Raw genomic sequence first — 9,223 nt, forward strand, 5'->3', positions numbered from 1 at the left:
CTGGGCTTGAAACTGCTGCGGGACGAGGGCGAACAGGCGCTGACCCTGGAACGGCTGTGTCAGGACATGGGCCTGACGAGGGGTTCGTTTTACCACCATTTCCAGAATGTCGCCGCCTACCGCACAGCACTGCTGGAGCAGTGGCTGGACACACTCACCGAAGCGCCGATCCGTCAGTCTCAGGATGCAGCCGATGCCCTGGAGGAACTGGAAAGATTGGTCAGCGACCTGGACCATAGCCTCGATCTGGCCTTCCGCGCCTGGGCCAGGCGCAGTCCAGAGGTCGCCGCCGCCGTACAGGTGGTGGACGCCCGGAGGGTTTCCTACCTCACCACGTTGCACCGCCGCACAGGTCACGCCCAGCCCGTGCAACTGGCTGAGCTGACTTACGCTGTTTTCGTGGGTGCCCAGACGCTGGGCTGGGTCGCGGGCAGACCCGCGTTCAGAGCGTTGTTTCAACAGGTGCTGGCTGGGCTGGCAGTCGACCCAGCCCGCGCCGGGGTTTAAACCAGCCTGCTGGGGCGATGCCACGCTTCTGTAAGTCCATCATCTGAGTGAAGCCTTACCGATGGGCCGCTGCCCATGCACATAGGGCTAAAGGCCCCGCCCCGTCCGTCAGGGCGGCGACGGCTATACGGGCGATCGACGTATGAGCGGAGATGGAGGCCACCAGAAAGCGGGGACAACACCGTGTCAAGGCGATTGGGCAACATGATAGGGCGCAGTCGAATTCGACTGCGCCGCCGATGCCCTCTGATTCACGGCGCTCCCGGCCCCCGGAATGAGGTGGTCTCCATGTTGAACAGCACGTCCCACTGAACAGCCGACAGTACCCGCTCTCCGCCCTCCAGCTTTGTGGAATAGGTGTGCGGCCTCCCCCCTCTCCGGGATCAGCCGGGCACTTTCTGATCCCCCATCTGCTCTCCGAAACCGCTGGGTATGAGCCATGCACTTTAGTGCAAGTCTTTCAGACCTGCGCCGTCACGAAAAACTGAGCGGCTGGGCAGTAAGAAGAGAAACCCTGGCGTTTCAGCAGGACATTGAGCTAAAGGTATGACGTGCTGATAGGCGGAATGCTGTGGCGTTGACGGCGACTTTCAGTCGCCCTTTGAACCCCTGTACTTTCAGTGCAGGGTTCTTCAGTGTTGTTCGCGGACCAAACCATCCATCCAGTTAGACCACTGGAAAAACTGTGGGGATGGTCATCTGTTCCCTGCTGATGACGGACCCCCTCCCGTGTCCACTATTCCCTGGATACCTGACTGGTGATGCTGGGGCGTCACCATACCTGATCCACTGGCTGATACGGACGATGTATGCAACGAAAAATACATCGCACCAGACGGGTCTACCGCTCTCCTTTAAGTCTGGGCTGGATGTTGTCATCGAATATTATTTTCACTTATCTGTGATGCCACACAAATATGACAACACATTTTTAACTTGATCTACCGCTATCGCTACCTTTGAGTCATTCCTATCGCTACCTTTGAGTTCAAAGGACATATCCAGTGTGCCAGACGTGGAAAAAATGCCTATCGCTACCTTTGAGTCAAGGGGGTCGAACAGGATGGTTTTGGTACGCTACCTTTGAGTCTCTGGGGGCGGCGGCCTATCGCTACCTTTGAGTTTTTAGACCCAGAATGGCACGCTACCTTTGAGTCACGCTCACGCTACCTTTGAGTCGAATCAACCGATAATCCACGCTACCTTTGAGTCAAAGTGGATCAAATCCACGCTACCTTTGAGTCAAAAACCCGGAAAAATCCCGACTGAGCGCAGTTTTAGATTTTCTCTTGATGATGCAATCAATCTTTTTTTATCTTTTTAAAATCACTATAATCATCAGATCATGCACCAGGGCAGCGAACCGTTCATCAACGAGATCACCCTGGCACGCTCCGGGGTTTTCAGCATCCTCAACCGTGAAGATGGGGATGGCCAGAGCTGGAAAACCACTTTTAGCATCGGTGACCGTTTTTTCCATGTCCAGGGTGTGGCGACCCGTGGGCGGCCCCATGGCGTGGACCCGGATGTCCTACTCGCTCTGCAGACGCTTTTCTTTGAAGCGAAGTGTCCCGATGATGACACGGTGGAGTGTACGGCTTACGCGTTGCTCAAACTGACCCCCATGGGGACCCGTGGCAACGCCTACAGCAGGCTGCGGGACAGTCTGCTGCGGTTGGAGGGCGTGAGTTGGTTGACGCGCGTTTCACGGCAGTCTGAGGGCCGTTTCCGGGGCATCACAGAAACCAACCGCCTGATCGACCGGATCTCGGTCCAGGACACCAGCCTGAGTGCCGACGGGGAAGGCGGCACCATTGAGGCGGGCGCGCCGCTCCGCGTGACGTTTTCCCGGCATTTTGCGGAGTCCATCCGTGCGGGGATGTATCAGATTCTCGATGCCAAACTGCTCAGTGATCTCAAGCAACCCACGGCGAGAAGTCTGTACAGGGTATTGCAGGCCCACCGGGTAGGTGACGATGGATCGTTGGCCCGCGAGCTGCCTGTCATCATGGCGGCCTGGCGGGAGGCGACGGGGCTGACCGGACAGCGGTCCAACAATGTTAAGCGGACCCTCGATGGTGCCCACGCCCACCTGATCGCAGCGAAGTATCTACGCGATGTCAATTACAAGGAGTCCGACGAGGGAACCCGCATCACCTACGAGTTCACAGGTGAGGTGGATCCCGAACTGGTCAGGCTGCTGACTGACATGAAAGTAACGCGCCCGGTGGCTGAGGCCCTGGTTTCCGAACACGCAGACCGGATTCAGGAGGTGGTCAAAGCGATGAAGATGCGGCTGGCCCAGGGTTATAAACCGAATTCGCTCGGCGGGGCGATGGTGCATGCCGTTCGGAATCCCGACTCTTACATCGACGCCCCCCCCCCTGTCGCGCCGGTCTCCAGCCCTTCTCAGTCCAAGCCCAGGACCAAGGCCAAACCAGAGGCGGAGTCGTCGCCCTTGTCGCAGGCCGAATCGGTGAGCATGATCTGCAACATCCTCAAGTTGAAGCTGGGCCGCGCGCCTCGGGCCGCAGCCCAGGCCAAACTCGCTGCGTTGCCGCCGGCCAAGCTGGAATTGCTCGCTGCAGCGTCAAAGACGCATCAGGCAGATCTGGTTGCGGCAGTTCACGAAGCCGTAGGTGAGGCGCCGTAGCACTGCAGCGTGCCAGGTCCAGTCAACACACGGTGATCTGCAAGCTTTCTTCTTCTCGGCGAACACCCCCCAATATCTACTCTTGTTTCATGACAATGTATTTGTGTGAAATTAACTTTGTATAGAAATACAACAGTGTGATAAAATATGAAATTACACTCACTAGAATGTGGAAAATTACGAGTATCAAAACATATTTACATTATTTTACAGAAAAATAGAAACATATTAATACGATCTAACATCTTAAACTTTCTGTGATATTGAGAAAATATATTTGTGTGATATGACATCTCGAGAGACGACCAATGTTGATTGTCTCAAAGCGCTGGTACAAACCACGCACTTTAGTGCGAGCATTTGTGAGGCGAGGTCTGAAACGGAGATTGGTAGAGTTCAGCAGTGCGAGGCAGCCGATCAGGGAGTCACAGCGTCACACGATTAACGGTGCATGTCGTGTGGGTGACGAAATATCGGTATGCCGTGTTGAGAGGGGAAATCCAGATCCGCTGCCGAGAACTGCTCATCCAGGTGTGCGATGCCGAGGACGTCAGAATCCTGAGAGGGGTGGTGAGCAAAGAGCATATCCATCTGCATCTGGAATATCCGCCGAAGGTGTCGGTGAGCGAGCTGGTCAAACAGATGAAGGGGAGAACGTCACGAATGTTGCAACAGGAATTCCCACACCTCAAGCAGCGATATTGGGAACGACATTTCTGGGCGGTGGGTTACGGAGCGTGGAGTACAGGGAACGTGACCGAGGAGATGGTGCAGAAATATCTGGAACACCACCAGCACGGGTCAAATCAGGACTCGGAGACGTTCATCCTTGAAGAGTGACGGCGACTTTCGTCGCTTCCCAAACCCCTGCACTTTCAGTGCAGGGTCGTTTAGTTGTACCAGCAAGATAGACCATTGCGATGAAATCTCACACTTGTGTGAGAATACAATTGCCGTTTTGTGTGTCTAATCTCCCGATGCTCACCCCCGACATTTCAGCTTCCCTGACTGTCCAGCGCGGCCAGCAGCATCTGCTCGGCCAGTTCCTGAACGGTCATGTCCCGTTGTACCGCCAGCAGTTTGAGGCGTTTGTGCGTCGGTGCCTTGAGGGCCACGTTGACTCGCCTCTCAGGCGGTGCAGGCGGCAGCGTTTCCAGTGGGGGAGACACGTCAGTCTGCGGGCGCGGCACTTCCGCTGCTCGGCGGGCCGCGCCCAGAATGCTGCTGGCATCTGTCGGCTTCTTGCTCATAGCTTGACTCCCAACGTGGTGAGCGCTTCCTTGAATGGCGCGGTCAGATGGGCGGGGATCAGGTTTCCGAACGCACGCTGGTAGTCCACGGCCTTACGGATCTGCGCGACCACCGGATAGCCCAGTTGTTCCAGGGCCGGCCTCATGGCGCTGCTGACGTTGTCGTGTTCCAGCCGGTTCAGCACGAAACCCATCTGGACGCCTTTTTGCAGGTCGACTTCACTCAGCGCCTGGACCGTTTCCTGTAACCGGTCCATCTCGCCGGCCCCGGGGAGAAGTGGGACCAGCAAGACATGGGACTGCCGGGCCGAGTCCTGGAGGGTCCGGATATCGTTTGGGGGCGTGTCGACCACCAGAAAATCCATTCCGGCCATGGTCGTCGCCTCAATCGGTCCGATCACCCGGTAGGGGAGAGGGATGCCGCCCGCCTGCGCGCCGTGTTGCCAGCCCATGGCGCTTCCTTCCGGGTCACGGTCCAGCAAGGCCACCCGGTGGCCAGCTTCGCCCAGTACCTGCGCCACGCCCACCGACAGCAGCGTTTTACCCACGCCACCTTTCCGGCTCAACACACTGATAACTTTCACAGCTTTATTCTCTCACATCCTTGTGTCTATGACAAAATGTTTTTTCACACAAATATGAGAATATTCTATCAAGAATTCATAATTGTATGACCTGACATTCTTGTGGCTATCTAGCAAGGTGAGGCTGCTGCTCCGACACCGCTTGACCTGGAATTTGAGCATGACGCGCAGCAGCACACTGAGTCCGGATGATCTGATCTGCCGGAAGCAGGCGCGGTGGGCTGTAGGAAGTTCGCGATTACCAGAACAGCACACAGGTGCATGTCGGCATAGATCAGTTCTGGTCACAGCAGTTCAACGGCCTCACTCCACTTCTTCAGCCGCGATCAACGCGGCCTTGCGGGTGCTGGTGTCGAGTTTGGCGTAGACGGCGGAGGTGGCGATGGAGGCGTGGCCCAGCACATCGGCCACAACGTGCAGATCTCTGGTTGCCCGGTAGAGGCGCGTGCCCGCCGTGCGGCGGAGTGCATGAACGCCGCGTAGTGTTTCATCCAGTCCCAGCATCTGGCCGTACATGGAGACGACGGCGTACAGCCCCCGGCTCGAGAGGCGGCGGCCCCGCGCGGCGGGCTGGAAAGAGATCAGCAACGCGCCGTGGTCCTCCTGACCCGAGATCACGGCGCGGCGGGCAGTCAGCCAGGTCTGCAGAGCTGCCAGCGTCCCGGGCGGAACGTCGACCGTGCGTGCCTTGCGGCCCTTGCCCTGCCTGACCCGCAACCGGGCGGCGCGCAGGTCGAGGTCCGCAACGTCCAGATGCACCATCTCGTCCAGGCGCAGGCCCAGCCGCGCGCCGAGCATCAGGATGGCCACGTCGCGCGCTCCGTGCCCGGGCGTGCGGCGGTGGGTGTGGGGCAGCGCCAGCAGTTCGTCCAGGAGCGAAGTCGGCAGCGCACCCTTGCGTTCGTGGGCGGCCGTGCGCGCGCGGGGTGCGCGAACCTCGCGCGTGGGATCATCGTCCAGCACGTCCGCCCAGACCAGCGCGCGGGTCATGGCCCGGACGCCGTACAGGTAGGTCCGGGCGCTGTCGGCGGACAGATGCTCATCCGTGGGCCGGGCATGCCGGGTGCGCGGATGACGCGGACGGGTGCGAAGGTCAAGCAGGTACTGCTCGATCTGCTCGGAGGTCAACTGGTTGAGGGCCACGGTCTGCGTCTCGCTCCAGCACCACCCCAGGAAATCGCGGACGGCGAGGTGATAGCTCCGCAGGGTGCGTGGGCTGGTATCGGAACCCGCGACGCCCTTGAGCCGGACATGGTAGGTCACCAGTTCACATACCGCCGCGACGTCCTGCTTTTGGAGGGCCTGAAGGGCTTGCCCCCGGCGTGCGTTGGCGTGGGTCCAGCGGGAGGCCAGAACGAGCTGGGTCATGTTCGAAGTTTAGTGTTGCTTACAGCACTAAGCAACACCAAGTCAGCTTTGGACTTGGCTGGCCCAGTCCAAGAGGACCTGCTGAAACGGCTGTGTTGCCTGAACCAGGCTGGGCGTGAGCTGACTTCTTTCGACTGCGCCTGAGTCGGGGTCATGGCGTGAGGACTGACCTTTAAGCCCAGCGGCACCTCAGTCATCCCCTCCGCAGAAGCCGCCACCGCCAGATCAAGGCTCAAGCCCGCCAGAGGCCTCACCCTGACCCGGCCAGGTTTCTGGGTTCGGCTCAGGTTAATCCCCTATGAGCCGCTTAAACGGTGTGGAAACGGATGGCAGATCAGCTCGCCCCGATGGTCTGAGCTTCAACATTCAGATTTGGAGCTCCCCGCTCGGACAGGGCCACCCACGCCCAGGCCAGCGCCATCAGCAGGGTAACGCTACCTGCCACCGTGAAGAAGAGGGACGCCGGGTAGCGGTCCACCACAGGAGAAATCGCCAGCAGCGTGACCGGCATGCCCAGTGTGGCGACGGTCATCAACACGCTGAAGGTGCGGCCCAGGAAAGCGGGCGGCACCATCTGCTACATCAGGGTGATGATGGGCGTGTTGACGGTGGCAACGGCAACACCCATCAGCGCGCCGACACCCAGCAGCGCAGGCGGCGCCGCAAACTGGATCAGCAAAAAGAGTGATCCTCCCAGCAAAGCCAGCCCCAGCGTGACCGTGCGCCGGAGTGGCAGCCGTGAGCCGAACTGTCTTGTGTACCGTTCAGCAGAATCTCAAAACGGCTGAGAGTCCTATTTTTCAGGCACGCGACTTGCGCGTGGTCTGAAAAGCAGGACTTTGGAGGACTCTGAAGAAGGGGATTGCTTCAGCGCCGATCGGTGGCCGTGGTGCTCGTCGGGTGAGCCCGATCGTCTCTCCGCCGCAGACCAGCCAGGCCCGCCAGGCCGAGCAGGCCCAGCCAGCCCCAGTCAAAGCCGTCATCCGTATTGACCGGAGTCGATGTCGTCGTACCTGTGGTGGTGTCAGTGGTCCCTGTCGTGGTGTCGGTCTGGGCGAAGGCCGATACGGGCGCAAGCAGCAGGGAAAGTAATAGCGTGGACTGAGCAAATCGTTTCATAAGTAGACCTCCAGGGCAGACCAACTAGGACTAACGTTCTCTAGCAAAGGGAGAATGACACGCCTCTTCAGAACTTTGCCTAATGGACTCATTCAGTAAACATTCATACAGTCTTTAATATTTTCGGCCCGCAGAACATTGAGAAGGGAGGAATGACGCCGAGCCGAATTAGAGATCCGGATGAAGATGAAGACGAAGGGCCTCGCCTATTGGTCTGGTCTCAGGAGTCACTCCAGTCCATGACCTGCCGGAGCTTCGCTTTCAGGTCACCGAGTACCGCGCGGACGTCAAGGTCTGCCTTGGATGCGCACACCCTCAACACGCTCCATTTCCGAATCACGTCCCTGGTCAGGTCCAGTATGGTCCTCGCATCCATGGACTGGCGGTGTATTTGAACGCCGCGCACTTTGTCCCCCTGGAGCGCACGTCAGACATCCTCGAAGCGCTATGCGGGGTGCGTCCCAGTGACGGTACCGTCGTCCTGAACCTCCAACTGGCCGCTGACCGTCTGACTGACTTCGAAACGCAGCTGAAGGTCGCGCTCGGGCCTGTTCTACATGCCGACGAGACCGGGAGCAAGGTGAATGGGAAGCTCCAATGGATGCACGTGGTGAGCTGCGCGCAGCTCACCACGTACGGTCACTATCCGAAGTGGGGCTTCGCTGCACTGGAAGCCATGAACGTCCTGCCGCAGTTCAAGGGCGTCGTGGTGCACGACGCCTGGGGAACGTACTTCCAGCTTCTTGGTCAGCATGCCCTGTGTGGCGCTTACCTCTTGCGCGAACTGCGCGGTCTGGCCGAGCACCATGGTCAGGTGTGGGCGGGAGAGCTCCGGGACGCGCTGCGTGCGGTGTGTCACCAGCAAAAGGAGGGCACGCTGACCCCGAAGATCACGATGGACTTCGAGGTGAGCTTTAATGCGCTGCTCCAGGCTGGTTTGGACGCCAATCCCCCAGCGGCTTTGGTCCCTGGGCGACAAGGCCGGACGAAACAGACACCGGGCCGGAACTTGGCCCCGAGGTGCCAGCAGCACCGCCTCGCAGTGCTGCGCTTCCTGCACGACGAAGGCGTCCCCTTCGACAACAATCAGGCCGAACGAGACGTCAGACCATGGTGCGTCAAACGTAAGGTTTCCGGAGGATTCCGATCTGACGAAGACGGCCAGCATTTTGCCGGCGTCCGGAGCTATATTTCGACGCTCCATAAGCACGGATTGAACGTCTGGCATGGCCTCGTCAGCGTGTTTCGCGATGACGTCATCCTGCCCAATTTCTCCTGTTGAGCAGTTACCAATAAAGCTTTAGAGCATTTGTCGAAATAGTTGTCAGGCTGAGCGAAGCCGGGACGTCTCCAAGAGCATCACCAGACACTCCAGCTTCATTCAGAACGGTGCATCTTCAGTACTGGACAACTTGATGTTGACAGTGTTCTGAACGGCATTTTTGCCGTTTGGGCATTTGATCGTAGTCTGAAACGGCAGTAGGCGGCTTCCTGAAGCTGTGAAACAAGAAGAAGCCGCCCAGATCGACGCTATCAAGTTCGTCCAGCTCCTGAAAGAGCGCTTCCCCTTCTTGCGCCGCGATACCCTGCAACGTGCCCAGGATGCGATATGTGCGCTGATTGAGCAGCGCTCCACCAATCAGCAGCAGTGGTCCCAGGCCATGCCTGGGACTGGCTCCCCAGAAGCCAAGAAAAAGCGTCTGGGACGGTGTATACAGGATCCGCAACTGGACAGCGATTTC

8 protein-coding genes and 2 pseudogenes are annotated in these 9,223 nt (G+C 58.7%); 5 read left to right on the forward strand and 5 right to left on the reverse strand.

The genetic code is table 11. The annotated features are described in order from the left end of the window. From Q319_RS0121100 to tnpA, 3 genes are all read left to right on the forward strand, one after another. A partial coding sequence (locus tag Q319_RS0121100; protein ID WP_051655641.1) for a TetR/AcrR family transcriptional regulator occupies positions 1-507 on the forward strand: 507 nt, incomplete at its 5' end. A 1,345-nt stretch (positions 508-1,852) separates the two neighbouring features. Further along, on the forward strand, positions 1,853-3,160 hold the full coding sequence (locus Q319_RS0121105) for a replication initiator protein A (protein ID WP_051655642.1): 1,308 nt from the start codon (positions 1,853-1,855) through the stop codon (positions 3,158-3,160). 402 nt (positions 3,161-3,562) lie between these two features. After that, a complete protein-coding gene (gene tnpA / locus Q319_RS0121110; RefSeq protein WP_029484400.1) occupies positions 3,563-4,000 on the forward strand; it encodes an IS200/IS605 family transposase in 438 nt (145 codons plus the stop codon). Positions 4,001-4,155: 155 nt separating this feature from the next. Here tnpA and Q319_RS0121115 read toward each other — a convergent pair whose 3' ends face one another. The 5 genes from Q319_RS0121115 to Q319_RS0121140 form a co-directional block, all read right to left on the reverse strand. Further along, positions 4,156-4,410: a hypothetical protein gene (locus Q319_RS0121115; protein ID WP_029484401.1), complete on the reverse strand. Its 255-nt coding sequence runs from the start codon at positions 4,408-4,410 to the stop codon at positions 4,156-4,158. Then, positions 4,407-4,994 (reverse strand): ParA family protein, encoded by a 588-nt coding sequence (locus Q319_RS25865; RefSeq protein ID WP_051655643.1) that lies wholly within the window; start codon positions 4,992-4,994, stop codon positions 4,407-4,409. The genes Q319_RS0121115 and Q319_RS25865 overlap by 4 nt, the downstream gene beginning before the upstream one ends. Before the next feature lie 303 nt (positions 4,995-5,297). Continuing rightward, complete coding sequence (locus Q319_RS0121125; RefSeq protein WP_029484403.1) at positions 5,298-6,362, reverse strand: tyrosine-type recombinase/integrase; 1,065 nt, start codon at positions 6,360-6,362, stop codon at positions 5,298-5,300. A 334-nt stretch (positions 6,363-6,696) separates the two neighbouring features. Continuing rightward, a complete protein-coding gene (locus tag Q319_RS0121130) occupies positions 6,697-6,936 on the reverse strand; it encodes a hypothetical protein (RefSeq protein WP_029484404.1) in 240 nt (79 codons plus the stop codon). Between the two features lie 293 nt (positions 6,937-7,229). Continuing rightward, a complete protein-coding gene (locus Q319_RS0121140) occupies positions 7,230-7,481 on the reverse strand; it encodes a WGxxGxxG family protein (protein WP_029484405.1) in 252 nt (83 codons plus the stop codon). 235 nt (positions 7,482-7,716) lie between these two features. On the opposite strand from Q319_RS0121140, the pseudogene tnpC reads away from it, so the two are divergent. Both tnpC and Q319_RS0121155 read left to right on the forward strand, forming a co-directional pair. After that, positions 7,717-8,763, forward strand: a pseudogene (gene tnpC, locus Q319_RS0121150) (IS66 family transposase); the annotation flags it as partial. 217 nt (positions 8,764-8,980) lie between these two features. Continuing rightward, positions 8,981-9,223, forward strand: a pseudogene (locus tag Q319_RS0121155) (IS4 family transposase); the annotation flags it as partial.

The organism is Deinococcus marmoris DSM 12784, from assembly GCF_000701405.1.
Classification (GTDB): Bacteria; Deinococcota; Deinococci; order Deinococcales; family Deinococcaceae; genus Deinococcus; species Deinococcus marmoris.

Bases quoted from the DNA above. Each gene is read 5' to 3' on its own strand.
- Q319_RS0121105 (WP_051655642.1), top strand. From the start codon at position 1,853: ATGCACCAGGGCAGCGAACCGTTCATCAACGAGATCACCCTGGCACGC.
- Q319_RS0121115 (WP_029484401.1), bottom strand. From the start codon at position 4,410: ATGAGCAAGAAGCCGACAGATGCCAGCAGCATTCTGGGCGCGGCCCGC.
- Q319_RS0121125 (WP_029484403.1), bottom strand. From the start codon at position 6,362: ATGACCCAGCTCGTTCTGGCCTCCCGCTGGACCCACGCCAACGCACGC.
- Q319_RS0121130 (WP_029484404.1), bottom strand. From the start codon at position 6,936: ATGGTGCCGCCCGCTTTCCTGGGCCGCACCTTCAGCGTGTTGATGACC.
- Q319_RS0121140 (WP_029484405.1), bottom strand. From the start codon at position 7,481: ATGAAACGATTTGCTCAGTCCACGCTATTACTTTCCCTGCTGCTTGCG.